This is a genomic window from Iningainema tapete BLCC-T55 (genome assembly GCF_014698965.1).
GTDB lineage: Bacteria > Cyanobacteriota > Cyanobacteriia > Cyanobacteriales > Nostocaceae > Iningainema > Iningainema tapete.
Window position 1 is genome coordinate 38,415 of record NZ_JACXAE010000084.1, and the last position, 23,842, is coordinate 62,256.

Genomic DNA, 23,842 nt, shown 5'->3' on the forward strand with positions numbered 1-23,842 from the left:
ATCAATTAGGTATTAATTGAAATGTATAACAATATTGATGTACAGACGTTCCGGCGGATGTACAGACGTTCCGGCGGATGTACAGACGTTCCGGCGGAACGTCTCTACTGATTTATCCTACTCAATTGGATGCGAGAAAAATCAATAGCTTTGGTGATGCGGATTCCTTGTGGTGTAATGTAAGCCACTTCAGGAAAGAATTGTGTGGGGGATTTTTCTGGTCCCCTGGCGACAGCATCGGCAATGCGCAACTGGGTTGGTTCCATTTGCAAAGCCATAATCATACACTCCCCATTCCCATTAGCACCAGCATGAGCAATTCCACGTAGACGCCCCCAAACTAGAATATCTCCATCTGCGACTACGATACCACCTGGATTAACATCTCCTAAAATAATTACACTACCAGGATGACGAATTTCTACTCCAGATCGCACCGTCATTTCTAGGTAAAGAGCTTCAAGTTGAGTTTGTTTAGTTGTTGACTTAGTACTTAGACTGGTTTGTGGCTTGATTTGTTCTACACAATAACCCGAACTAGCTGCGGCGATCGCTGTTTGACGACGACTGGTAGAAACTGACTTGAGCTGAATTTGGTTTTCACTCAAAGTTTCAGCTAATTCTTGTAGTTGTCTGCTATCCAATAAGCGGTCTTGTGCGACAAGATGTATAATTGAGTTAGGAATTTTGAAGCGATCGCCCCCCATAAGTCTCAGCTTAATTTGTTGGCTGATTTCCGACCAGCTACTTTCTGATGCTGGTAGTTGAGATTCTGATGGTAAAATTAATAACAGTCGTTCCTCCTCATGCTTAATCTGGACTTGAATATGATGATTTACCACTAACTCTGGTAGAGGTAACTCAGATTCTAAATGCAATGTGTCAGAATTGTCGTTTACACCTTCTGGGGTAGAATTAGACTTCAAATAAAGAATGACAGATTCCACCTCTTGTTCAGGAAGGATAGAATGTTCTTCTCCCCCAGAAACAGTATTCGTCTCTACCTCAGAGATAGTCGAAAGTGACTCTACCTCTGAAAGCGTAGAGACTGACTCCACATCAGAAAGTGCTTTATGAGACTTTAAATCAGGGATGGCAGAATCAAAAGTCATGCAGTACTAGCCCAAATGATACAAACCGAGCAATTATCTATATTAAATGAGTAAGTAAATTTTGAGCGCAAACACTCACTTAACTCAACCTTTCATATATTGTTGCCAAGGCATCAGCATCGCCCACATTTCCGGGAAACAGTACCACAGGTAAATTAGGAAACAGGGGATGGTCATTAGGAGTAATTACCATCGAACAACCAGCTAAAATTTGACCTAGTAACCGTGCTGAAGTTAATTCCAGACCAGTACTCAAAACATCGTTTGAGGTAATGCCGCCCTTACTAATTAAAAATCCTATGTCAGAAGGTAAACCTTTGACAATATCCATTAGTAAAGTTGAAACTTTTGTGCCAAATTGCAAACGTGTCGTTACATCAGCAAAAGAAAGTTCCTGCCGACTAGTATAAACTACAGGTGTTTTCCCAGCTTTATGTGCTGCATGGACGCTGGTAAGTATCTCATTTAACAGTATCGCTGATTGGCTTGGTGCATCATCAAGTAACCTTGATACCTCAACTTCGATTCCTACCGTACCCTCAGCTTGCAACAGTACCTCTAATTGTTGAGTAGTCTTTTTGACATGAGAACCAACAATTACTGCACCGGGTTTACCTCCGCGCACATACTGTGCCATATTTTCTGCGGCAATGGGTTGGGGAGGTAATGCCGCTAAAGCAGTTAAGATCGAAGCAGCACTACGAAACAGAAAGCGTTTTCCGTGACTCGCTGCGGCAAGAACATCTTGTGCAAAACGATCTAAATCCGCTTGCGTTTCTCCATCCACAACAACGCACTGATTACCATTAAGTTTCATTAAGCGTTCTAGAGAACCAGCACGAATATCTGCTAGTAAAAATCGAGTTACAGATTGGGAAGAAATACGCCCTTGAGTTTTTTCTTCAACATAATCTGGTAAGTAGCTGTGATGGTAACCAAAAACTGAATCACGAGCAAACTCAGTTTCATGCACTGGAGTTGGTACGCCGTTGATAATTAGGTAATGTACGCTATCGCGGGTAATGCGTCCACCTTCAAAAAATGCTGGGACGAGAAAATGAGCATCAAAAGGACCAAGTTCTTGAGCAATTACATCGGTTTCGATGGGGTAATGTCCCCGTAAAGTTGAATCGGAACGACTGACAATGAGAAACTTAACCCCCCCTGTATCCCCCCCTTGTGAAGGGGGGGAAAAAACCCCCCCTGTATCCCCCCCTTGTGAAGGGGGGGATACAGGGGGGGTTAATTCCAACGCTAGTTTCAAGTTATGGCAAACTTCTTTAGTTACAGATGCTGCTGCTTCTGGAGGCAGCGCTCTTGTATTCGTTAGTACAAAGAATATTGGTGAATCATCCTGTAGTCCCAAGCGTAGGGTATCCACATCCCAACGCATTAGTAGCAAGCAGCTATGGACTGTTTGAGAACCTGTGGGATCATCATCTAGGACAATAATTTTTGGTTTAGTGGTCATTTTTATATCAAGGGTGCGACTGTAATTTTTTTATCTGTGCTTGCACATCAAGGGCTATCTGCAATGATTGATTTAAAAGTTGAGCATATTCAGTTTGACTACTTACTTGTAAAGTTTGTAGATTTGTTAAATTATTGGCAAATAATTCTTGATTGTTACTAAGCAGTCTTTTATTATCCCGCACAATGCGTTCTATTTTCAAAGCACGAACTAAATCTTCACGTACTAGCTGCAAAGCTGTAATAACTTTGTCGCGATCGCTCATACTCTGTTGATTCTCATCTATACTATTGAGCGACCACAAAATTGCGTGATATTTATCGACTTGTTCTAAAAGTGTGGTTAGTAGTCGAGAATAAGTCAAACGCCGCCTGAGCCAACGCACTGAGAGAACAGCGATCGCCACTACAATAAGTAGAATAATAAACAACTCAGTTGATTGACCAATTGTGGGACGAATGATCAATGCATAGATAACACCCACAATGATTGCCGTTAGTACCAACGTTACCACTATTTCATTGCCGAGAAATTTTGAACGCTGGTGGCGATCGCTCATTAGAGAACGTCGCATGATAGTATCTGGAGCAAAACCAGTCAAACGTCTCAGTTCTCCCTTAGAGATTTCTAATCCTAGCAATGGCTGCACAACTGAATACTCCTGTGGAAGCGCAAGTAGCGTATTTATGATATTTTAATAGATTATGTGTAAAAGTAATGGTATGGAATTTTAGTGTATTTGCAAAAGCAAGCCTTGAAAAAAGTGACGAGTAAAGTCGGCATGAGGTTTCAACTATAAAACTTTTGCCGTGCCATGATAGGCATTAGCACCAAAACCTTAAAGTTCCAAGATAAACTTAATCTAATAGAACTGCAAAATATATTTTTGACGAAAAAAGCCAAATGATATCACCAACTTTACTAGAAATTGACCAATCCATCCGTGCCTTGCCACTAGAAGAACAAATGTGGCTTTTAGAACGTCTTGTTCGACACTTGCGAGAAAAGACACATACACATAATTTTCCATTAAATTCTTATGACATGAAAAAAGATTTGGCTGCGATGGCAAGCGCTCCAGACATTCAAAATGAAATAGCCGCAATTAATAAAAAGATTTAAATACCTCTCATTCTAATAAAGAAAGTTGAGTTGTTGGTTGATTAACTACATAAGCGACAGGCTTGCTAATTTTTATCACCTTATCTTCGCTTACTGCTCTATTTAACCAATCCTGCATTTGTGATAATCTTACATCCAAACATTCAGCAAGAGATTTTGCATCCTTGGGTTGTTGTAAATGATTGAGAATAAAAGGTAAAACAGCTTCATAAATATCTTTTGGACTAAGTTGAACCTCTTGGGGACGATTATCTGAGGCAGCATTTGAAGTTATCGTAGTTACTTCAGTCTGTACTAATTCAACAGAGGAAACAGCCGTCGCCAAAAGTTCGCTTAATGAATTATCCCAAGGTTCAGCAGGAAAAGGTTTCGCTCCCATATTGTGTAGTTGCCGATTACCTTCTGAAACAGTAGGATGCATCCGCACAAAAATTGGAACATCTTGCCGTTGCAAAGTTTCAACTGCACCCGCCCAAGTACCACCCTTATTAACAGAGGAACTAACCACAAGAGCATAATCAGCTAATGTATAAATGTACTTGTTTCGCCCCATTGCATTACCAGTATTGAAACCAGCATCAGGATCGTAACTAGAAACCAACGTAAGTCTACCCTCTTTAATGCTATTACGGTAGTTACCGTTCACCCCTGCCTTTGTTAAACTATCAGCCAACACACCCACAGCAGTTCCTCCAGCATTCAACACGCCCAGCATAGCTGCAGTATCCACCCCACGCGCCCCACCAGAAATCACCTGCATTCGGAGTTCAGCCATCTTTTGTGCTACTCTTTGCGTGTAACCAAGTATCTCCTCATCGACATCGCGAGAACCAACAATTGCCAGTCCCCCCATAGATAGTAGTTCGATGTTACCAACCCCATAGAGAATTGCTGGTGCTGAATGTCTTAATCTCTGCTTGAGACGCTTGGGATAGTTTGTGTCACTTCTTCCCAGCACCCACAATCCCTGATTCGTCCACTTCTCAACGGCAAAACTCAGCATTGCACCTCTTTCTAGTAAACTTAACAAGCGATCAGGGTTAAGTTTACTAACAGTAATTTTTTGTAACTGTTCTTTTGCTGTTGGTTGAAGTAAATCTGCTGGGCGCATGTGGTTTTCTAGCAACCACTCAGCCAAACAGTTATACTCACTCAAAGTCAGGGGTTGTGGTTCAATTTGGCGATTTTGTCCAAAGCTGGCACATAGCAGTAAAATTGCTTGAGTATCAGGAGCTAGCACGTGAGTTATGGCGGTTTTCATTCTGATATGATACACCTGCGATCGCGCTGATGTGGTATTAATCTCACTCAAGGATCGAAATTACCAAATGAGTTGAGTGCCAATGCCACAGGAAAAACCAAACCACTGCCAGCACGACGTAAAAGTGCTGCGATTACAGTAAAAGTCCAACGGGAATCGACAATATCATCAACTAAGAAAACAGAACCGCTCATTCCCGCCCAAGTTTCAACCGCGAAAGCACCATCTAAATTATGAGCTTGTTGATAACTGTTGCTCATATCTTTTTGTAAATCATTTGGGCGAACTTTCCGCACAATTGGCATAAAGGGTAAACCTAATTTTTCCGCTAGCCGTTGAGCAAAATTCGGCACAAGTTCTGGACGATTTAACGAAGGAACACAAGTTACCCAAGTAGGAGAAGGCTGCACTTGCCAACGTTGAATCATTTCAAAAGCACCCTGTACTAATACATCATCAAAATGATTATCTCGATATTTACCCTGCTTTACTAATTCTCCCCAACCCGCATCACCCCACAGAGATAAAGCCCTGCCTTCCTCTGCTTTTAAATTGCTTTTAATGTTGCCAGAAAAGCCATAGATGGGAAAGGCTTGTGAAGCCCACTGTTTACGCGGTTCAATAATTTGGTCACTGCGACGTAGATACTGAATTGCCTGATTTACAAGCTCGATTGAATAAGTTTCTGGTAATAAAGTTTTACCTAAACACACAGCACATTTGCCGCAAGCAGTCGGATTTGGATCGTCTAACTCTGCCGCTAAAAAAGCCATTAAGCATTGTTGACTTTGCATATATTCTAACATCCGAGCTTGTTCTTGGCGACGGATTTGTGTAAGTTTTTCTATTTTTTCAGTATCGTGTTGATAAGTTACTGGAGTAGCATACCATTTTGAACCTTGCTTCACTACAGGTGCAGGAGATTCCAGCGACAGCAGTTTCAAAACTTTATCAATTTGTCCTCTGGAAAGATTTAGTTGCTGTTCCAACTGGGGAAGAGAAAATCCATCTGTTGCTTGGTTAAGAGTACTTAAAACTTGTTGTGTATGAATTTGTGGAGGAAAGGCTGTATTGATGAAGTAGTTGGTAATTTCCGAGTCTTCATCACCGCTTAAAAGAATTCCGTAAGCTGTTTCTACTGCTCTACCTGCTCTTCCTACTTGTTGATAATAGTGTACAACAGAACCAGGGCGTTGGTAATGAATGACAAATCCTAAATCTGGTTTATCAAATCCCATTCCTAAAGCTGTAGTTGCTACTAATGCTTTAATTTCATTTTTCAGAAGTTGCTCTTCTAATGCTTCACGAACATCACTTTCTAACTCGCTATGATATGCTTCAGCTTTTATACTCTGGGTTTTTAACCAATCGGCAACTCTTTCGGCATCTCTAACAGTTAATGTGTAAATAATACCACTTCCAGGTAAGTTAGGAAGTTGTTCTGCTAACCATGCCATTCGGGAAGCTGGATTGGGGATAGAAATATTTTGTAGTTGTAAACTTTTTCTAGTTAAATTACCTCTGAATACGCGCAGGTTTGCACCCAGTTGAGCGATAATATCATTTACTACTCGATTGTTAGCTGTGGCAGTTGTCGCAAGTACTGGGATGTTTTGCGGCAGTGCTTGTAAAATTCTCACAATCCGTCGATAATCAGGGCGAAAATCATGTCCCCAGTCGGAGATACAATGAGCTTCATCAATGACAAATAAACCGATTTTTTGGGACACTGGCAGAAGAATCTTTTCTCTAAATTCTTCGTTAGCTAATCTTTCCGGGGAAATTAGCAGGATGTCTACTTCTCCTGCTAGCAACTTTGTTTTGACAAGTTCCCACTCGTCTGTATTGCTGGAGTTAATTGTAGCTGCTTTGACGCCAATGCGTTGCGCGGCGGCAATTTGGTTTCGCATCAAAGCCAGTAAGGGTGAAATTAAAAGAGTACAACCAGCACCTCGATCGCGTAGTAAGCGAGTTGCTAAAAAATATACTAAACTTTTGCCCCAACCAGTGCGTTGCACGACTAGTAAACGGGAACGCCTCTCCACTAACTCTTCAATCGCTTCCCATTGCCCGGTATGAAAGTCAGCAGTTGGATTATCCAGTGACTGACGCAGAAGCGATCGCGCTTCTTCTTGTGTTGTCATATATACTTAATAAGTCAGTGTTATTTCTGTTTTAACACTGAGAAATCTTATCTGCCAAACTATAAAGTTAGTTTTGGAGTGTATGGCACTTAACACCAGTAGATCCCAAACTATAGGGAGTGGTATTAGGTGCATGGGCGATCAACGTCACTTCACCCTTTCCATTAAATACCCAACCAATGGCAGGATTAATCTCCACAGGAGCAGAGGCGGAAGGTGGTTTAATTGTAGTAGTTTTTGAACTACGCTGCTGATTTGTAGCAACGCTCAGGCGAGTATCTGACCACAAAACATCACTACTGAGTGGTTCGTAAGGATTGGGGGACAAGCCGCCGCGTCCGGTGACAACGAAGGTACTGCCTGTTTCGCCATTAAAAGCGGCACAGCCAGAGGCAATTTGCCCAGAGACATCGACAACCTGTGCTGGTAAGGCAACTGTCCCGCGATCTGGGTCAACATCCGGCGTGTTAATTTGTATCCTACCATTTATTCCCAGTTGAGAACTGGCAGTAATGTCATTCGTCTGTGAAGTTTCTTGAACGCGGCGATCAACGCCAAAGATACCTTGCGTTGTGATATTAATATTACCTCCGCGACCCCTAAAAGCATTGGCAGTAATGTCGCTATTTTCTCCTGGAACAGCGACGATTAATTTGGAGTTGATATCGATATTGCCACCAGCAACATCCGCACCAACCTGTGAGGTGTCGGCAGAGGTGGTGATCTGACTGTTGTTGCGTAATAGCAATAAGTCTAAGCCCTGTAGTGTAATATTGCCGCCTTGACCCGATTTGGTTTCAGCGATAAGTTTTCCTCCATCTAGACTTAGATCGCGAGCTTGTATCTGAAGGTTGCCTGCATTTCCTGACTCTACACCAGCCACAGTTACTCTAGCCCCATCCCGAACAATCAACTGCCCTGTGGTAATTGTTAAGGAACCCGCATCTCCCGTACCCCGAGTTGAAGCAAACAAACCACTGTTCGGCGAACCATTTAGTCCTGTTCCGCTTAGTTCCACCAAATCCGAGGCAAATACTGTAAGATTTCCTCCCTTACCCTGACTATTTATATTAGTACCAGCTGTTACCTGTGCTCCATCCCGGACAATCAACTGTCGAGTATCAATCGTCAAAGAACCCGCATCTCCAGAACCTAGAGTCTGAGTAAATAAGCCGCTAGGAAAATTCCCAATAGCCGAATTTCCGCTCAGTTTTACCATTGCGGCGGTCACTTGCAACGTTCCTCCACGACCTTGGTTTCCGCGAGTACTAGCTGATACATTTGCCCCATTCTCAATCATTAATTGTCCCGTGTCAATAGTCAGATTACCCGCCGCCCCTGTACCAAAAGTATCTGCAAACAAAGCGCTCGGATTACCATCCGCATCAGTGCCGATCGCTTGCACAAAGTCAGAGGCTTTCACCGTTAAACTTCCCCCAGTCCCCGAACCCGAAGTAGAAGCTGATATTTGCGATCCATCTTGAATAGTTAACTGCTCTGCACCGATAGAGATTCCTCTACCGTTTTGACTCCCCTGAGTGTCTGCGAAAAGTAGTGATCCATTGCTGAGCGTGACACGCCTGCCCTGCACTTGAATATTACCGCCGCCCTCGCCACTGACATCGACAATAGCTCGATTGCTAAGTGATACATCTGCTGTCGGTACGTTATTCGGAAAACTTAAGGGCTGGTTGTTGCTATCAAGGTTCAATCTGATCGTTCCTTCTCCAAGTATACCTCCCAAAGCGATCTGACCACCTTGAGCTTGTAGAAATCCGTTATCCAGGTTCACATTGCCACCCACCAACGCCAAGGTTTTACCTGGTTGTACCGATACTGCCCCTTGCACTCTTATGTCTGTTGCAGTTCCCCCAAATTGCAGACCTAGTGGTACACTCACTGTCAGTAAGGGTGTTGTTTGAGGAGAAGTTGCACTGAACTCAGTGCCATCAGCAAATTTGATTGCGCTAGCTGTACTACCCACAAACGAACCACCCACACTTAGTACGGCATTTGGTCCAAAAATGATTCCATTGGGATTAATCAAAAATAAATTGGCATTGGAAGGAAGTATATTGCCGTCGATCGTCTGGAAAGTCCCAAGGATGCCCATAATTTTAGAACTGTTACTACCAGTTACCCTTGCCACAATATTCTGAATATTACCGGGACTTAAGAAGAAAGCTGCCCGTCCTTCACTAACGTTAAATTCCTGAAAACTGTGGAACAGATTATTACCTTGAGATACCCCACCCCTCAGTACTTCTGTAGAACCATCAAATTGGTTCGTGTCAACACGAGAACTTTGAGATCCTAGTGTGTTATCAGGAGTAATAGCGCTTTGGGCAAAGACACAATCTACAGCACAATAGGCGATCGCCACACCAATTGCCATTGAACTTGCTAGCCTTATTTGCCCAGAATAAAATTTCCAGCTTTGAGACATATCAATATTTTCCTATGGTGAAAAAAGCTGCTGCTGTATTACATTTGCAGTATCCAACTCCTGTAATTGCTGACTTAAGTTTGGAACCAGTATTTGCAGTTTCTGTACTGTTTCTAGATCGTCGTCTATCAGCTTCTGTATTGCTTGTGGATCTTCCTGCTGTAGCTGCTGTATAGCTTCTGGATAAAGCTCTAGCAGTATCCATATTGGTCGTTTAGTCCATAGATTAGGTGGATGAGACGGGGGTATAAGTAGCGGGCGTCTACATTCTTGTCCCGGCAGACAAACGGTTTGTGCAATGGCGTACCCCTCACTAAAGGCGATCGCATAACCTATCACCACTCCCACTAAACTATACGAACAGCATTTATGTATACGAGCTAGGGTCATATTATCTGGTATCCTTTAATACTTTCGTAGTTTTTACAGCTAATTAAGCTACCTCTGTATTAATTATCTTGCATACTGCTGTAGTTGCTGTCTTGAATTTGGAGCCAGTTGTTGCAGCCTCTGTAATGTATGTGGATCAAGCTGCCTCAGTTTCTCTATTGCCTGTGGATCTTCTCGCTGTAGCTGCTGTATTGCTTGTGGATTGAGCTTTTGTAGTTGCTCTAATAGCCGAGATGGTAACCTAGCTGGTGGATTAGGTTTGATCGGCTTGTAAGATGCTGGCGGGATGACACACGGCTGTCCTGGCAAACAGGGATTTTGGGCAAAGGCGTACTCTCCCCAAGAAGCGATCGCGTAACCTATCACCACTCCCACTAAAGTATACGAAAAGCATCTATATGTACGAGCTAAAGTCATATTAATCTGGTTTCCTTTAATACTTCTGTAGTTATACTGGTGTTGCAGAATTTAGGTAGACTAGGATTTAAAACTCTATATAATTATTCAGAAGTTAATTAAGGATTTACGCAGCCAGTGATAAATATTTACGTTTCTTTACACCGTCACCGATGGAAACATTGCTCTACTTTTCAACACAGATGATTGGCAAGAACACCATAACTCCAAAATCCCAAGATAAACTTAATTTAATTGCACTGTTACTAAGAAGGACAAGTATTAAAATGACCGAGAAAAAATCTTTTCTTTTAAAAGCTTCTGAAATAGCCGAGAAAAAAACTACTTTCTCTCATCCTTGGAACCGTAACTCGCTAATTATAGGAACTCAGATTAGTCGTTTAGTGGGACTGGAAAGGGTGGGCGTAAGCTTTGCCAAAATACCACCAGGTAAAGAATCATTTATATATCATGCTCATCATCGCGAAGAAGAATGGATTTATATTATTTCTGGTAGTGGGGTGGCGGAAATTGATGGTGAGGAATTTGAAGTTAGCGTAGGAGATTTCATGGGTTTTCCCACACCTTCAGTTGCCCATCATTTACGTAATCCCTATGACGAGGATTTGGTTTATCTCATGGGCGGAGAGTCCCTTGATGTTGAGATTGCGGACTTTCCTCGGCATGGTAAGCGAATGCTTCGACGTGGAACAAACGTGGAAATTTACGATATTTCCAACGCTAAAAGTATGGAGGAAGCTTTTCAGGATGGCGAATAATTTACATCTTTTATGGCTTTTGTTGCTTCTAGAACTTGGAGAAGAAATCATTATTTCCAACCTCAAAGCAATCATTCCAGAGATGCTTGCTCAAAAGCAGTATTATTAGGCAACGTTATCTGCCAATCTCGCAAGGTTTTCACATCAACTACAGGGTTAAGAAATACTCCATCCATCAGATGCCCTCCTGCTTTGTTATCACTTGTAATCAAATGAAAGTGATAGCCGGCTTGGTTCACACCCTTGAGGTACTGCGGCAGTCGAAATCCCACTAATGTACCTCGCACCTCACGCAATTCAAAAACAACCTGCTGCTGACTAAGCACTTCATTTAACGGGCTATAAGGTGGTGTTTGTTTGGGAACACTCCTCACTTTCAAAGAGGGAAAGGTTCCTTGCAAGCGAATCGCATAGGGCAAGTTCTTACTTGGTAACTTTTCGTCGAGAAGCTGCTGCAATTCCTGATAATTCATTTGTCCAGTCAAACGAAGCGATCGCTCTCTACGAAAAAATGTCACAGCAGAAAATGGTGTTTTAGCTTCATTTTCTACTGGTAAAAATAAAACCTAGAACTCCAGTATCTCATATCTTGCGGCGTGGTTGATGCTGCTATTAATACAGGATAGATGGTAGAAACACTCCTGCTGGTTCGTTATACAGACCGAAACTCATTAACGTTGCAGTCTGAGTGACACGCAGTCCTTGCTTCAAACACCAGCGGAACAAGCCAGCATTACGCATTGGAACATAAAAGCCAGTCTCGGTGAACGCGGACGCTGCACCAATCAACGCCTTTAAATCTTCATTATTCTCGCCAATGGCGTGACCTAAGCCACCGATTTCAGTAGCGTAGCCTGATATGCGCCCATCACATTCGACCAACGTTGCCGTACCATGCTCGACAGCTTCCCTGAGTTCACCTGCGCGGTTATGACCATGAATAATATAGCAGAGTTGATTACACGCCGCAAGGTCAGCAGCAGTTGCCGGACGAACGGTACGCCCAGGTATTGTTAAGCCGAGATGTTTTCCTTCAAGTTGCGCCAGTGGTTCGCGCACATCGAAGCCGAGTTTGGTATACAAGGCAAGGGAGTGGGTGTTATGCGCGGCTTGAACGAGTCGCACACCAGCGAACCGTTTTTCCTGTGCCCGCTGTAAAACATGTTCCATCAGGCGACGACCTACCGACTTGTTTTGCGCGGCGGGATCTACCATTGTAGGACCGATTCCAGCGATAGTTTCGCCTTCCCACAAAAAGTTAAGACCGATGACGCGCCCATCAAGTGCCTCAGCCACGACCGAATAAACCGTTGGGTGCACCAATAGTTCGGACACAATGCTAACCCCAAACTCCGCAGAAGGAATGTCTGGTGTCAAGCCGTGTTTTTCCGCAACAACACGGAGCGCCTGATACAAAATTGTACCACAAGAAACTGCATCTTCGGCAAGTCCCTCACGTAGGATCACCGAAGATGTTGGTTCTAATATTTTGTCCATGATGAAAAATTTTACAAGATAAGTAGGTAGGTAAAATTAAACATAACATACATGCTTATGTTAGTAGTACCGTGAGAGCGCTCAAGACAAGGGTTTTAAGCGCTTAAGCGCTTACTACAAACTTCTATTTATTTACGCTTTGTTACTTACATTAGAGTATAACAAAGATCATCAAGGGTAGAGTCCGCGATCGCTCAGAGCTTGAGCCACACGACCTACACCTAGAGTGTATGCTGCTAACCGTAGGGGAATTTGTCGCAGTTGCGATTGCTCAATCACCTGATGGTATGCCCGCACCATCAACTGTTCCATTTCCCGATTAACACGTTCTTCATCCCAAAATACATAGGAAAGTCCTTGCACCCACTCCAAATAACTCACCACCACACCACCAGCATTAGTCAAAATATCTGGTAACACTGTCACACCCCGCGCCGCCAACGCCTGGTTTGCTTGGAGAGTCACAGGACCATTAGCTGCTTCTGCTACAATAGTGGCTTGGACTTGATGAACATTTTCCTCTGTAATTTGGTTCTCCAGAGCCGCAGGAATCAGCACATCGCAGGGCAAAGTCAGTAACTCTGAATTGGTGATTGATTCTGCTTGTGGGAAACCGACAATACTCCTTCGGTTGTGTGCAGCATAGGCTTGCAAAGCTGGAATATCTAAACCATCTTGTGCAAAAACTCCCCCAGTTCCGGTAGAAACAGCTATCACCTTGGCTCCCGCTTGATGTAGTAGTAAAGCTGCCGCACCGCCAACATTCCCAAAACCTTGGATTGCTACCCGCACCCCTGCTAGTGACTTACCTAAATCTGCCAGTGCCTCCCGTACAGTAATCATCACACCACGCCCGGTTGCCATTTCCCGTCCCCGCGAACCACCAATGGAAAGGGGCTTACCAGTCACAACCCCAGGCACAGCATGACCTACATTTACAGAGTAAGTGTCCATAATCCAAGCCATCTCACGGGCAGAAGTACCCATATCTGGAGCGGGAATATCTACAGCAGGACCAATATCCTTAATCAATTCACTAGTATAGCGACGAGTGATGCGCTCGAGTTCGCCAACACTGTAGCTTTTTGGATTGATAGCAATACCTCCCTTCGCACCACCGTAGGGAATGCCAAGTAAAGCACATTTCCAGGTCATGAGCATTGCCAGCGCTGACACTTCCCGTAGTGTCACAGCTTGATGGTAACGAATACCACCTTTATAGGGACCCAAGATATCACAGTGCTGCACCCGATGTCCAGCCAGAACCTGCACTTCACCATCATCTCGTTTCACAGGAATAGAAACCGTAACTACCTTGCGTGGATTGCTGAGGGTTGCCAAAATACCTTGGTCAAGCTTCAATTCTCGCGCCGCCTGCTCTAGGTAGCTACAAGCTTGGTCAAATGGACAGATGTGCGCTGGAGTTGGAGTTTCCAGCGGCAGCAGGGAAGTTGAAATCATATAATTTTCTTCTGCGGTATCCGACCTGATGTATATACTTAGCTTAGCTTTTTTTTAAGGAAAAACTAGAAGTTTTGTAAACTTCGTTACAGTTATTTGTTTTATTCTATTGTATATATGTTCAAGAAAAAATTTGCGTGAAGTTTGCTGAAGCAGGAAAATAGTGGGAAGCTAAAAATAGCCAGTTTTGTGTTAAGTGAGGCACAGTTGCCATGACCAGTACCCAAAGCGAAAGCAAATTACCTTTACCTCCAGGCAACTTAGGTCTGCCTTTTGTAGGAGAGACAATAAGTTTTTTGCGCGACCCAGATTTTGCTAATAAGCGGCACAAGCAATATGGCGCGATTTTCAAAACTCAACTTTTTGGGCGTCCCACGATATATATGAGCGGAGCAGAGGCAAACCGCTTTTTGTTCACCAACGAGAACCAATATTTTTCTATTAGCTGGCCCTATAGCACTAAAGTTTTACTGGGACCTGCATCTCTATCAGTGCAAACAGGAGGCTTACACCAGAAACGACGCAAGCTGCTATCACAAGCCTTTCAACCCAGGGCGTTGGCAGGGTATGTCTCCACAATGACAGACATTACCCGCAGCTATACCCAGAAATGGGAGCAGATTGGTACATTAAAATGGTATCCTGAACTAAGAAAATACACCTTTGATGTTGCCTGCAAGTTGCTTATAGGAACAGATGCAGCCGCTGATAGTCATTTTGGAGAGTTATTTGAACACTGGTGTGAAGGTTTATTCACCATTCCTGTGCCTTTACCTTGGACTAAATTTGGTCGAGCGCTGCGTTGCCGTCAACAACTACTAAAGCGTATTGAGGAGATAGTGCTGAAGCGTCAACAGCAGCCTTCTTCCAGTCAGGATGCTTTGGGATTACTGTTGCAAGCGCGTGACGACGATGGAAATAGCTTGAGTTTGCAGGAACTAAAAGACCAAGTGCTACTGTTGCTATTTGCAGGTCATGAAACGTTAACATCAGCGCTTGCTGCTTTGTGTATGCTGTTAGCGCAGCATCCGCAAGTTCTGGAAACTGCCCGCAAAGAACAACAGCAACTGGGATTTACCCAACCACTGACTTTTGAAAATTTGAAGCAAATGAACTATCTTGAGCAAGTTCTCAAAGAAGTCCTACGAGTCATTCCCCCAGTAGGTGGTGGCTTTCGGGAAATCCTCAAGCCGTTTGAGTTCAATGGCTACTTAATTCCCCAAGGCTGGAATGCTCTTTACCAGGTAGGCAAAACACATCAAGACAACAGTGTATATACTGAACCAAAAATTTTTGATCCCCAGCGCTTTTCCCCTGAAAGGGCTGAGGATAAATCAAAATCGTTTGGCTATGTGCCATTTGGAGGTGGATTACGAGAATGTCTGGGCAAGGAATTTGCCAAATTGGAGATGAAGTTGTTCGCAGCATTGTTGATTCGCGAGTATGACTGGGAATTAGTACTAGGACAAAACCTGGAGCTAATTATGGTTCCCACACCTCATCCTCGCGATGGTTTGCAGGTGAAGTTTCGCCGTGCTGTAAGTTCTCAAGTAGGTTGAGTTGAGGAACAAAACCCAAATTAGATGTTTTTATGATATATTAGGCACATAAGGATGTATCCGTACCATGCCAGCAGACAAACCTATAGTCATCACCAACGAACAAGCGGTTTTGCAGCTTTATCCGCGATCACCAATCCTCACAAGTCTGCAAGCTAATTGGCATGGCTTTTCATTTGGATATATGTGTCAACCTGCTTACCAACTACCAGAGGTTTACACACCCCGGTGGCACTCTATTGCTATTTTCACACATGGAGCGCGTGTAATTCATGCCGACCGGAAAATGGATGGACGTAAGCAGCGTGATGCTGTCGTCGGAGGTGACATAGTTATTACACCAGTTAACATTGGGCATCAGGCAGCTTGGGAAGCGGAAGGAGACTTTATCATGCTGGGTATTGAACCACAAGTGTTTGCCCGTGCAGTAGAAGAAGACGCAGAAACCGAACAGATAGAGCTTAAGCCTCTATTTGCCACACCCGACCCGCTAGTATACCAAATTGGGCTAGCACTTAAAAGTGTTCTAGAAAACAATCCCTTACAGAGCCGCCTCTATGCCGAGACAATGGTAAATGCCTTATCCGTGCATTTAATGCAACACTACTCTACGCGAAAACCACAACTGAGAGAATATGCAGATGGTTTACCACAGTTGAAGTTGCGGCAAGTAATTGATTATATCAAAGAGCATCTTGACCAAGACTTAGGTTTAGCAGAACTAGCAGCACTGGTACAGATGAGTCCCCATTATTTTCTCACTCTATTCAAAAAAGCTACAGGCATGACTCCCCATCAGTACGTAATTCGCTGTCGGGTTCAACGTGCCCAGGAATTACTTTTGCAAGGGGAATTAAGTATTGCACAGGTAGCATATCAAGTTGGTTTTGCCAACCAAAGTCATTTAAATTTGCACTTCAAGCGTTTAGTCGGTGTAACTCCGAAAAAAATCTTGCACACATAGCAAGAACTTACAAAAAATCGGAAGAATCTGTCAGACAGCAGGTTGTTAATTTCCCATAGTTGAATAAAAGGTGTTGCTAAATAAAAATCTCACGCAAAGGCGCTAAGAAGCCAAGGTTTTCTTTGCGCCTGGGCGTAGAGCGTGAGGCTAAAAAATAATTCATAGGGAGATTCTGCGTGTATGGTAAGAATAGAAACCAAAACTGAACCAATGGTGATTAACTTTGGTCCCCATCATCCCTCCATGCATGGGTGTTTCCGGTTAATAGTCACCTTGGATGGAGAAGACATAATGGACTGCGAACCAGTCTTGGGCTATCTGCACAGAGGAATGGAAAAGATAGCCGAAAACCGCACCAATACAATGTACATCCCTTATGTCAGTCGCTGGGATTACTATGGCGGCATGTTTAACGAAGCAGTCACAGTCAATGCTGTGGAGAAACTGGCTAATATTCAAGTTCCCAAACGTGCCAGTTACATTAGGGTGATTATGCTCGAACTCAGTCGAATTGTCAACCATCTTTTGTGGTTAGGACCATTTATTGGTGATATCGGCGCACAATCTCCGATCTTTTATACGTTGCGCGATCGCGAGTTGATTCTTGATTTATTTGAAGCTGTTTCTGGCTACCGCATGGTCAACCACAATTATTTTCGCGTAGGTGGGCTTGCTGCCGATCTACCCTATGGCTGGGTAGATAAATGTCTAGATTTTTGCAAATATTTCCCCCCTAAGATAGATGAATACGAAAGGTTAATTACTAATAATCCCATCTTTCGCCGTCGAGTTGAAGGAGTGGGAGTCCTTAGTCGGGAAGAAGCTATCAACTGGGGCGTTTCTGGTCCAATGTTGCGGGCTAGTGGAGTAAAGTGGGATTTACGCAAAGTAGATCATTACGAATGCTACGACGATTTTGACTGGGAAGTGCAGTGGGATACAGGCGGAGATTGTCTTGCTCGTTATCTAGTTAGACTGGGAGAGATGCGCGAGTCAGTCAAAATTATTGAGCAAGCACTTCAAGGACTACCTGGTGGTGCTTATGAAAACTTAGAAGCTCAACGCATGAAAGCAGGTGCTAAGTCAGAGTGGAATGGGTTTGATTACCAGTTTATTGCTAAGAAGATTGCACCTACCTTCAAAATTCCCAAAAGTGAACACTATGTTCGAGTAGAGGCGGGAAGAGGCGAAATGGGGATTTATATCATAGGAGATGATAACGTTTTCCCCTGGCGGTGGAAAATTCGCCCAGCAGATTTCAATAACTTGCAAGTTCTACCGCAATTAATTCGCGGTCAAAAAGTGGCGGATGTTTTCGTGATCTTGGGTAGTATAGATGTTGTCATGGGATCGGTAGATCGTTAGGGAAATTTTTAAATATGGGTAAGCTGATCGAATATGAAGATGCTAGCGATGAAGTGCGTGCAGTTTATGATGACATCCGAGCCACGCGCCAAAATGATTATATCAACAACTTTTGGAAAGCTTTAGCCAATCATCCCCCCACTTTAGTGCGAACATGGCAAACTGTGAAGGAAGTGATGACTAGCCCTGGGGAACTCGATCCACTAATGCGGGAGTTGATTTATATTGCCGTCAGCGTGACTAATGGTTGCGAGTACTGCATCGCCTCACATACGGCAGCAGCATATACTAAGGGAATGAGCGATGCTATGTTTGGTGAACTGATGGCGATCGCCGCCACTGCAAACATGACCAATCGTCTCGCTAACGGCTATCAGATTCCAGTAGATGAGCGATTTAAAACTTAAAATCCCATTAGGAATAGTATACTCCCAGAGCTAGTGCGGTTTGCGGTCCCACTACTCCGTCAGCACGTATGCCATTTCTGGCTTGGAAACTTCTGACTGCATAGTAAGTTGTATTATCGTAGTATCCAGTGGTGCGAAGACCCAAAGCTGCTTGAACTTGTCTAACGGCTTGACCACGGGAGCCTACTGCCAAACGACGGGATCTAACGCTAGAATAATTGCCATCGGCTCCGCCGATACTTATACCAGAATTACTATCCGATCTATAGGAGTATCTGTCGTAATAATCAGGATTGTAGTTACGGGAACTGGAAAAAGACCGATTGCTGTTATAAATGTAAGATCCCGGATCTGTGTTGTAAGGATAGTCGTTACGGTAACTAGAGGTGTTACGATTGCGAGAGGTGTAGTAATCCCCATCGTTGTAGTTACGAGAACTCAACGCCATCCAATTAGTAGAAGCGTAATAACTGTTATCTGTATAAGCGAAACCGTTTCTGTATCCGATGACTCGTGGAAGTCTTGAACCATTACGGTAACATGCAACAGATGGATAACTAGTGCTAGGACCAGTACGGATGTTAAGACAACTACCGTTAGTGTTTACATAATACCTACCAGGACCTCGATAGGTAGCTGTTGCTTGATTAGGGAAGAAAATCGCTAACAATACTCCGAGAAGAGCAAAAGTTAGCCAAGCTGACTTTAATTGTTTTTTCCCAGCAGATTGCATTTCAGAGAGACTGTATTCGATATCTATGTTCTCTCCTTCATTGGCAATCACCATGTTAGAGTAAGCAAGATATTCCACTTCAAAGCTCCTTACGATTAAAGGTTGGTATGATTACAAAAAGCTTCTTTGTCTAACGTTTTAATTTTATCTCAGTATAATTTATACTACGTTAATCGTAAAGGATTTTGACCAAATCAAGACTACAGAAAATATTTCAACTCCACCTGAATGATACTTTGACCTGCGACAAAAATTGCTGCGTCTTTGAACTTGGGTGGTCCCATGCGAACATTGGGATTGCGCGAAAACCCAAATCCCTCTTCTGGAATGCCAAATAAACCTCTATTTAGAGTGCCATCTTCGTTAGCGTCGTGAATGACTGCAACAGCATAGCTTCCTCTAAGTAAGTTATTAAACTTTACGGCTATAGAACCTTCTCCAGCTTTGAAACACTGGGCTTCTGTAGCACGCTCTTTTTTATTGGGAAATCCCTGCTCTGCCGAAAAAAGACTAAGGCAAATTCTTCCTTTCTGGTTTCTCAGTCCACTAACGGTGACAGTTAGGCTGTTGCTTGAAGCTACGTTAGCGTTGGCGTGTGATGCAATTGTCGTTCCAATTATAGATAGCAGTAAAACTTGGGCTAAGAATCGTTGCATGATTATTTCCTTTAATATATTTTCACATTTGAAATAACGCAGCAGAATATAGGCGAATAGCGCTTGCAAGTCGCCGCCAACCTGAGTATCGATTTATGTCAATTTAACGACCAATAGATAAATTAATTAGTCAATACTACTGACCACAATAGCAAGAGTTACACTGTTTTGAATAGGCGATCGCGAAGTAACTCGAAAAACTTTGTGATTATTGACTGGAGTCAAGCTCCTCTGGATCGTTGCCATCAATAAAATAAAGGAGGTCGCTTCTCCCAAATCCTCTTGAGTAAATTACAGAAAGTATTTCAACTGAATCTGAATGTTGGTACTTTGACCTGCGACAAAAATTGCTGCGTCTTTAAACTTAGGTGGTCCCGTGCGAATCTTTGGATTGCGAGAGAACCCAAATCCCTCTTTTGGGATGCCAAAGAAACCGCTATTTAGAGTGCCATCCTCGTTGACATCATGAATGACTGCAACAGCATAACTTCCCAACTGTAAATTACTAAATGTTACGGCTACAGGAGCTTCTCCAGCTTTGAGACACCGGGCTTCTATAGCGCGACCGCTTTGATTTGGAAATCCCTGCCCTTCTGAAAAAAGACTAAGGCAAATTTGTCCTTTCTGATTTCTCAGTCCGCTGACTGTGACGGTTAAGCTATTGCTTGAAACTGCGTTAGTGTGTGATGCAATCATCAAATTTGCGATTATAGACAACAGTAAAACGTGGACTGAGAATCGTTGCATTATTATTTCCTCTAATACGTTTCAACAAACTTTTGTGCAGTTCCAAATTATCTGAATAAACTATAGCCGACTCCCAACAGCAGCCCAACATCTGTGTCTTCTTCGCCAAAGCTCACATTCACCCGACTTGTAAGCGTGACACGCTTGGAGAGCGGAACATCAATGCCACTAACGAACAATGGATCAACTTCCCAGCCATCAGAGATGTTAATATTCACACCCGCACCGACAAAGGGATAAGCAACTACTTCATTCGTTGCATGAGGACTCTAATCTTTGATGGACAGGCAGCGCACGTTGCGAGTCGCAGCAAAACTGAGCAACTGTTTAAGTCAACTCAACAACCAATAGATAAATCAATTGGTCAATGCTACTGACAATAGCAACAGTTACATTGCAGTTAATGGGCTATCGGGAAATAACTAGAAAAACTTTGCGATTGACTTCAGCCAAGCTCCTGTGGATCGTTGTCGTCATCAATAAAATGAGACGCTAACAATCGATTCATTAAATGATTCAATTGTGTTTGCTCTCCTTCAGATAGAGGAGCCAGAATTTCTACTTGCACTCGATGAGCCAATTCAAGTGCTTGTGCAAGAACCTCTCGTCCCTTGTCCGTCAACACAATCTCGTGGGCACGGCGATCGCGTGGACTAGGGGTGCGCTTCACCAGCCCATGCTGCTCCAAATGATCGATATGTTGCACCATTGGCGCTCTGTCAATTCCCATGTGTTGCCCTAGTTCCACTTGTGAAAGCGATCCAAGTCTGGAGAGCGCGAATAGCATACCGAACTGCTTGGTTTCGATGTCCAGCGCCGCGAGATAATGACTAAACAAGCTGCGAGCTTTGTCACCCGCTTGGACTAAAAGAAAACTCGTCCAGCTTGCCAATTCCGGATGCAACGGCAAAAACTTAGGTCGTTTGGGAGAACGCTTCTTCAAACCATCGAATACTTAACCTCACTTCTAGATTATCACTTTGCTTTTCTGGTATATTGTTAATATACCATATTGTTTATATTTTAAACAATATGGTATTTAAACTAATTAGCTCCTACATAGATAAAACTCTATGAGAGATGTGGTTCCTGCTATCTATCAGCATCTTCAAGCTGAAGATTATCCAGAAGCTTTAGAAATTCTCAACAATTTCTACAAAATAAAGGCTGATCGAGATGAGAATAATTGGCTGAAGCATAAATGTGATGCGTGGAAAGCTTTGATATTAGAAAAACAAGAAAGAGATCAAGAAGCGCTGTCGCTGTATAAATACTTAGCTCAGGTCATGGGAGCAAAGCATACTCTATTTACCTATCTTCAAGTAGATGTGGCTTGTATTTTGCACAAACTAGGTAATAATAAAGAAGCTAGGATTGAAATTGAAAAAGCTCTTGAAGAGTCAACCAATAGTTCAATAAGTGACAAGTTAACTGCCCTAAATTTATACGTATCTATTTTATAAAACTGTCCCGAACCCCTTGCTACACAGTATCAATTTATGGTAAATAATGTAGCAAATGAACTGGGGATTGAGTTGCAGGATAATGACTTGTTAGACTCTATTAATTTTAGTCAGTCAGTCAAAGAATTGTCGCAAAAAAATCGAGAGGCTAACAGAAGATATAGCCAGATGCTGATTGAGCTTGATGAAATTGAAGATGATAGCCAAGCTGAGTGTTTACTAAGAAATTATATTGCTGAAGAGAATGTTGCTTACTATCGCAGTTTAGCAATGAAAGAATTAGATCAATTAGTAGATTAGTTAAAATCCTCATAGGAAACTAGTGCTTCAGATATGTGACTCTATCCACTCGTAAACTTTCATTCGCGCTGCTGCTCTGTTAAATAGCTGAATATCCAGTCTTCCTATTCGATTAGCTATAATATCTGCATGTAGCAGTTCATTAACATGCTGATTGACTACACTAGACTCTTTAAGTTGATGCAAAAGCTTAATTAATTCAGCAAGTTGTTCCTCATTTGGTTCTTGAACATCAAACTCAATTGATGCTCTAAATATCTGTGAACCAAACGTTTGCTTAAACCAGCGGCCTGCTTCCTGCCCAAGTTGATCTAATAATGCAGAGCGGCGGGTAATTTTACGTTCTGCGATTAAGCGCATCACCTCCTCGTATGTTGCTTGTGTCATCAGATTTGACGAACGGAGGGTGCGTGCAACATCTATAAGAAACACGACGTTTTTTAAATTAGACTTGTTGGGTTGAGCAATGAGCATGGCTGAAGGAAATACACTGACAATAAGCATCAGCACTACACTCACTAATAGCTTGGCAAATAAAGATATTAAAGTCAATTTTTTTGAGGATAAACAGTTAGTTATTTAATATAGCGCTTCTTGTTCGGATGCCATATAGGTAGGGGTACAATAATATGATGCCCTTACAGTATACTAAGTAGTATAGATATTGTCACTTTGATTTCACGCTTAAGTGGTAGAGGCATCGGCAATTACCCAATCGCCATTTTAGATGGACTTGCTTGGCTGGACAAACTGTGGCAGATGCAGGTTAATTTAGATGAGACACTAGCTTGTAGCTCCAACTTCTTAAAATTATGTCAAATTTCTTAATGGCAATTTTTCCCTATCGATATGAAGATACATGGGTGTTTGACGATCAAGCTGTGGGATTGGAGAGGGAGCCATTTGTGTGTGGAGTACCTGAGATGATTGACAATCTTGTGGAAAATAATCCCAATGCTGATACAGGGTTCAAACTTATATTCTCACAGAATCCCTTCCCAGGATATCAAGCAGAGCTGATTCACTCACGGGAGGAGTATGGCGGACACTGGTATTGCTGGCAAGAGAAAGAAAAAGAAGGATGGCTGTGTCCAGCTTTATTTAAATACTTCGATTTAGTACCAAATAAAATCTATTGCAAAGCTGAAAAACTTAGCAGGAAATAACATTATAGCGTTTCCTATAGCAATCCTAAATCATTCGTAAACAACAAGATCCCCGACAACTTTTACGAAGTCGGGGATCTGAGCCTAAGAGCGTGTTTGTAAATCAAATAGGATTGCTATAGTATGCTCAGGTACAAATTTATCTGTGTTTATCTGTGTTCATCTGTGGTTAATTACTTTTTCGGTGTACCTCACGTCCGTAAGAACCGCTATAATAATGACAATATAATATGTAATTTTGCTCAGAGCTACTCCACGGCTATTTCATTTTATTCCTGATCGTCATGTACTCAAGTACATGGCGCGAGTAGCCAAAGTCAGTTAAAACGGACTGCAACTGAAAATTTTAGTCAGTTTTAACCGCAGCACTAAAAGACTGGAACTTGAGTTATAGGCGAATTGC

Annotated in this window: 26 protein-coding genes and 1 pseudogene; 10 read left to right on the top strand and 17 right to left on the bottom strand. The window is 42.8% G+C overall.

All coding sequences use genetic code 11. The features are described 5' to 3' along the window. Window positions 1–104 precede the first annotated feature (104 nt). The 3 genes from minC to ICL16_RS27405 form a co-directional block, all read right to left on the bottom strand. Window positions 105–1,112 carry a septum site-determining protein MinC gene (gene minC / locus ICL16_RS27395; RefSeq protein WP_190834426.1) on the bottom strand — a complete coding sequence of 336 codons (1,008 nt, stop codon included), beginning with the start codon at window positions 1,110–1,112 and terminating at the stop codon, window positions 105–107. Window positions 1,113–1,191: 79 nt separating this feature from the next. After that, window positions 1,192–2,583, bottom strand: coding sequence for a four-carbon acid sugar kinase family protein (locus ICL16_RS27400; protein ID WP_190834428.1), 1,392 nt, complete (start codon window positions 2,581–2,583; stop codon window positions 1,192–1,194). A gap of 7 nt (window positions 2,584–2,590) precedes the next feature. Then, complete coding sequence (locus tag ICL16_RS27405; protein ID WP_190834430.1) at window positions 2,591–3,232, bottom strand: hypothetical protein; 642 nt, start codon at window positions 3,230–3,232, stop codon at window positions 2,591–2,593. Between the two features lie 254 nt (window positions 3,233–3,486). Here ICL16_RS27405 and ICL16_RS27410 point away from each other — a divergent pair, with 254 nt between their 5' ends. Further along, on the top strand, window positions 3,487–3,705 hold the full coding sequence (locus ICL16_RS27410; protein ID WP_190834432.1) for a hypothetical protein: 219 nt from the start codon (window positions 3,487–3,489) through the stop codon (window positions 3,703–3,705). A 7-nt stretch (window positions 3,706–3,712) separates the two neighbouring features. Here the strand turns inward: ICL16_RS27410 and ICL16_RS27415 are convergent, their stop codons facing one another. The 5 genes from ICL16_RS27415 to ICL16_RS27435 all read right to left on the bottom strand — a co-directional run bounded on the left by ICL16_RS27415 (window position 3,713) and on the right by ICL16_RS27435 (window position 10,363). Continuing rightward, complete coding sequence (locus ICL16_RS27415; protein ID WP_190834581.1) at window positions 3,713–4,966, bottom strand: DNA-processing protein DprA; 1,254 nt, start codon at window positions 4,964–4,966, stop codon at window positions 3,713–3,715. 47 nt (window positions 4,967–5,013) lie between these two features. Next, window positions 5,014–7,110, bottom strand: a complete 2,097-nt coding sequence (locus tag ICL16_RS27420; RefSeq protein ID WP_190834435.1) for a RecQ family ATP-dependent DNA helicase — start codon at window positions 7,108–7,110, stop codon at window positions 5,014–5,016. A 67-nt stretch (window positions 7,111–7,177) separates the two neighbouring features. After that, window positions 7,178–9,556, bottom strand: a complete 2,379-nt coding sequence (locus ICL16_RS27425; RefSeq protein ID WP_190834437.1) for a two-partner secretion domain-containing protein — start codon at window positions 9,554–9,556, stop codon at window positions 7,178–7,180. Window positions 9,557–9,568: 12 nt separating this feature from the next. Beyond that, window positions 9,569–9,946: a hypothetical protein gene (locus ICL16_RS27430; protein WP_190834439.1), complete on the bottom strand. Its 378-nt coding sequence runs from the start codon at window positions 9,944–9,946 to the stop codon at window positions 9,569–9,571. Between the two features lie 63 nt (window positions 9,947–10,009). Then, window positions 10,010–10,363 carry a hypothetical protein gene (locus tag ICL16_RS27435; RefSeq protein ID WP_190834442.1) on the bottom strand — a complete coding sequence of 118 codons (354 nt, stop codon included), beginning with the start codon at window positions 10,361–10,363 and terminating at the stop codon, window positions 10,010–10,012. A 266-nt stretch (window positions 10,364–10,629) separates the two neighbouring features. On the opposite strand from ICL16_RS27435, the gene ICL16_RS27440 reads away from it, so the two are divergent. Beyond that, window positions 10,630–11,121: a cupin domain-containing protein gene (locus ICL16_RS27440; protein WP_190834444.1), complete on the top strand. Its 492-nt coding sequence runs from the start codon at window positions 10,630–10,632 to the stop codon at window positions 11,119–11,121. Between the two features lie 71 nt (window positions 11,122–11,192). Here ICL16_RS27440 and ICL16_RS27445 read toward each other — a convergent pair. From ICL16_RS27445 to ICL16_RS27455, 3 genes and pseudogenes are all read right to left on the bottom strand, one after another. After that, window positions 11,193–11,663: pseudogene (locus tag ICL16_RS27445) on the bottom strand (acetolactate decarboxylase); the annotation flags it as partial. Window positions 11,664–11,733: 70 nt separating this feature from the next. Continuing rightward, a complete protein-coding gene (locus ICL16_RS27450) occupies window positions 11,734–12,618 on the bottom strand; it encodes a GNAT family N-acetyltransferase (RefSeq protein WP_190834448.1) in 885 nt (294 codons plus the stop codon). Window positions 12,619–12,789: 171 nt separating this feature from the next. Further along, on the bottom strand, window positions 12,790–14,079 hold the full coding sequence (locus ICL16_RS27455) for a Glu/Leu/Phe/Val family dehydrogenase (protein WP_190834450.1): 1,290 nt from the start codon (window positions 14,077–14,079) through the stop codon (window positions 12,790–12,792). A gap of 212 nt (window positions 14,080–14,291) precedes the next feature. Between ICL16_RS27455 and ICL16_RS27460 the strand changes: the two genes are divergently transcribed. From ICL16_RS27460 to ICL16_RS27475, 4 genes are all read left to right on the top strand, one after another. Further along, on the top strand, window positions 14,292–15,638 hold the full coding sequence (locus ICL16_RS27460) for a cytochrome P450 (protein WP_190834458.1): 1,347 nt from the start codon (window positions 14,292–14,294) through the stop codon (window positions 15,636–15,638). Window positions 15,639–15,705: 67 nt separating this feature from the next. Continuing rightward, window positions 15,706–16,602 carry a helix-turn-helix domain-containing protein gene (locus ICL16_RS27465; protein WP_190834460.1) on the top strand — a complete coding sequence of 299 codons (897 nt, stop codon included), beginning with the start codon at window positions 15,706–15,708 and terminating at the stop codon, window positions 16,600–16,602. 180 nt (window positions 16,603–16,782) lie between these two features. Beyond that, a complete protein-coding gene (locus ICL16_RS27470; protein WP_190834462.1) occupies window positions 16,783–17,967 on the top strand; it encodes an NAD(P)H-quinone oxidoreductase subunit H in 1,185 nt (394 codons plus the stop codon). Between the two features lie 14 nt (window positions 17,968–17,981). Further along, window positions 17,982–18,374 (top strand): carboxymuconolactone decarboxylase family protein, encoded by a 393-nt coding sequence (locus ICL16_RS27475; protein ID WP_190834464.1) that lies wholly within the window; start codon window positions 17,982–17,984, stop codon window positions 18,372–18,374. A gap of 7 nt (window positions 18,375–18,381) precedes the next feature. Here the strand turns inward: ICL16_RS27475 and ICL16_RS46050 are convergent, their stop codons facing one another. The 5 genes from ICL16_RS46050 to ICL16_RS27500 form a co-directional block, all read right to left on the bottom strand. After that, window positions 18,382–19,185: a peptidoglycan-binding protein gene (locus tag ICL16_RS46050; protein ID WP_337907131.1), complete on the bottom strand. Its 804-nt coding sequence runs from the start codon at window positions 19,183–19,185 to the stop codon at window positions 18,382–18,384. Between the two features lie 122 nt (window positions 19,186–19,307). Beyond that, window positions 19,308–19,763 (bottom strand): DUF2141 domain-containing protein, encoded by a 456-nt coding sequence (locus ICL16_RS27485; RefSeq protein WP_190834466.1) that lies wholly within the window; start codon window positions 19,761–19,763, stop codon window positions 19,308–19,310. A gap of 291 nt (window positions 19,764–20,054) precedes the next feature. Next, on the bottom strand, window positions 20,055–20,510 hold the full coding sequence (locus ICL16_RS27490; RefSeq protein ID WP_190834468.1) for a DUF2141 domain-containing protein: 456 nt from the start codon (window positions 20,508–20,510) through the stop codon (window positions 20,055–20,057). Between the two features lie 47 nt (window positions 20,511–20,557). Further along, on the bottom strand, window positions 20,558–20,728 hold the full coding sequence (locus tag ICL16_RS27495; RefSeq protein ID WP_190834471.1) for a hypothetical protein: 171 nt from the start codon (window positions 20,726–20,728) through the stop codon (window positions 20,558–20,560). Window positions 20,729–20,955: 227 nt separating this feature from the next. After that, complete coding sequence (locus ICL16_RS27500; RefSeq protein ID WP_190834472.1) at window positions 20,956–21,453, bottom strand: MarR family winged helix-turn-helix transcriptional regulator; 498 nt, start codon at window positions 21,451–21,453, stop codon at window positions 20,956–20,958. Between the two features lie 130 nt (window positions 21,454–21,583). On the opposite strand from ICL16_RS27500, the gene ICL16_RS27505 reads away from it, so the two are divergent. Both ICL16_RS27505 and ICL16_RS27510 read left to right on the top strand, forming a co-directional pair. Continuing rightward, the gene (locus ICL16_RS27505; protein WP_190834475.1) at window positions 21,584–21,973 is read left to right on the top strand and encodes a hypothetical protein; all 390 of its coding nucleotides are present in this window, start codon (window positions 21,584–21,586) and stop codon (window positions 21,971–21,973) included. A gap of 36 nt (window positions 21,974–22,009) precedes the next feature. Then, a complete protein-coding gene (locus tag ICL16_RS27510; RefSeq protein ID WP_190834476.1) occupies window positions 22,010–22,273 on the top strand; it encodes a hypothetical protein in 264 nt (87 codons plus the stop codon). A gap of 27 nt (window positions 22,274–22,300) precedes the next feature. Here ICL16_RS27510 and ICL16_RS27515 read toward each other — a convergent pair whose 3' ends face one another. Next, a complete protein-coding gene (locus tag ICL16_RS27515; protein WP_190834478.1) occupies window positions 22,301–22,825 on the bottom strand; it encodes a hypothetical protein in 525 nt (174 codons plus the stop codon). A gap of 120 nt (window positions 22,826–22,945) precedes the next feature. On the opposite strand from ICL16_RS27515, the gene ICL16_RS27520 reads away from it, so the two are divergent. Both ICL16_RS27520 and ICL16_RS27525 read left to right on the top strand, forming a co-directional pair. Then, complete coding sequence (locus tag ICL16_RS27520; protein WP_190834481.1) at window positions 22,946–23,101, top strand: hypothetical protein; 156 nt, start codon at window positions 22,946–22,948, stop codon at window positions 23,099–23,101. After that, on the top strand, window positions 23,086–23,439 hold the full coding sequence (locus ICL16_RS27525; protein ID WP_190834484.1) for a DUF6717 family protein: 354 nt from the start codon (window positions 23,086–23,088) through the stop codon (window positions 23,437–23,439). The genes ICL16_RS27520 and ICL16_RS27525 overlap by 16 nt, the downstream gene beginning before the upstream one ends. The last annotated feature ends 403 nt before the right edge of the window (window positions 23,440–23,842 follow it).

Excerpts from the sequence above, each read along its gene's own strand:
- ICL16_RS27440 (WP_190834444.1), top strand. The coding sequence starts at position 10,630 with ATGACCGAGAAAAAATCTTTTCTTTTAAAAGCTTCTGAAATAGCCGAG.
- ICL16_RS27485 (WP_190834466.1), bottom strand. The coding sequence starts at position 19,763 with ATGCAACGATTCTTAGCCCAAGTTTTACTGCTATCTATAATTGGAACG.
- ICL16_RS27430 (WP_190834439.1), bottom strand. The coding sequence starts at position 9,946 with ATGACCCTAGCTCGTATACATAAATGCTGTTCGTATAGTTTAGTGGGA.
- ICL16_RS27505 (WP_190834475.1), top strand. The coding sequence starts at position 21,584 with ATGAGAGATGTGGTTCCTGCTATCTATCAGCATCTTCAAGCTGAAGAT.
- ICL16_RS27415 (WP_190834581.1), bottom strand. The coding sequence starts at position 4,966 with ATGAAAACCGCCATAACTCACGTGCTAGCTCCTGATACTCAAGCAATT.
- minC (WP_190834426.1), bottom strand. The coding sequence starts at position 1,112 with ATGACTTTTGATTCTGCCATCCCTGATTTAAAGTCTCATAAAGCACTT.
- ICL16_RS27470 (WP_190834462.1), top strand. The coding sequence starts at position 16,783 with ATGGTAAGAATAGAAACCAAAACTGAACCAATGGTGATTAACTTTGGT.
- ICL16_RS27455 (WP_190834450.1), bottom strand. The coding sequence starts at position 14,079 with ATGATTTCAACTTCCCTGCTGCCGCTGGAAACTCCAACTCCAGCGCAC.
- ICL16_RS27510 (WP_190834476.1), top strand. The coding sequence starts at position 22,010 with ATGGTAAATAATGTAGCAAATGAACTGGGGATTGAGTTGCAGGATAAT.
- ICL16_RS27465 (WP_190834460.1), top strand. The coding sequence starts at position 15,706 with ATGCCAGCAGACAAACCTATAGTCATCACCAACGAACAAGCGGTTTTG.
- ICL16_RS27435 (WP_190834442.1), bottom strand. The coding sequence starts at position 10,363 with ATGACTTTAGCTCGTACATATAGATGCTTTTCGTATACTTTAGTGGGA.
- ICL16_RS27460 (WP_190834458.1), top strand. The coding sequence starts at position 14,292 with ATGACCAGTACCCAAAGCGAAAGCAAATTACCTTTACCTCCAGGCAAC.
- ICL16_RS27425 (WP_190834437.1), bottom strand. The coding sequence starts at position 9,556 with ATGTCTCAAAGCTGGAAATTTTATTCTGGGCAAATAAGGCTAGCAAGT.
- ICL16_RS27475 (WP_190834464.1), top strand. The coding sequence starts at position 17,982 with ATGGGTAAGCTGATCGAATATGAAGATGCTAGCGATGAAGTGCGTGCA.
- ICL16_RS27525 (WP_190834484.1), top strand. The coding sequence starts at position 23,086 with ATGTCAAATTTCTTAATGGCAATTTTTCCCTATCGATATGAAGATACA.
- ICL16_RS27400 (WP_190834428.1), bottom strand. The coding sequence starts at position 2,583 with ATGACCACTAAACCAAAAATTATTGTCCTAGATGATGATCCCACAGGT.
- ICL16_RS27490 (WP_190834468.1), bottom strand. The coding sequence starts at position 20,510 with ATGCAACGATTCTCAGTCCACGTTTTACTGTTGTCTATAATCGCAAAT.
- ICL16_RS27410 (WP_190834432.1), top strand. The coding sequence starts at position 3,487 with ATGATATCACCAACTTTACTAGAAATTGACCAATCCATCCGTGCCTTG.
- ICL16_RS27450 (WP_190834448.1), bottom strand. The coding sequence starts at position 12,618 with ATGGACAAAATATTAGAACCAACATCTTCGGTGATCCTACGTGAGGGA.
- ICL16_RS27420 (WP_190834435.1), bottom strand. The coding sequence starts at position 7,110 with ATGACAACACAAGAAGAAGCGCGATCGCTTCTGCGTCAGTCACTGGAT.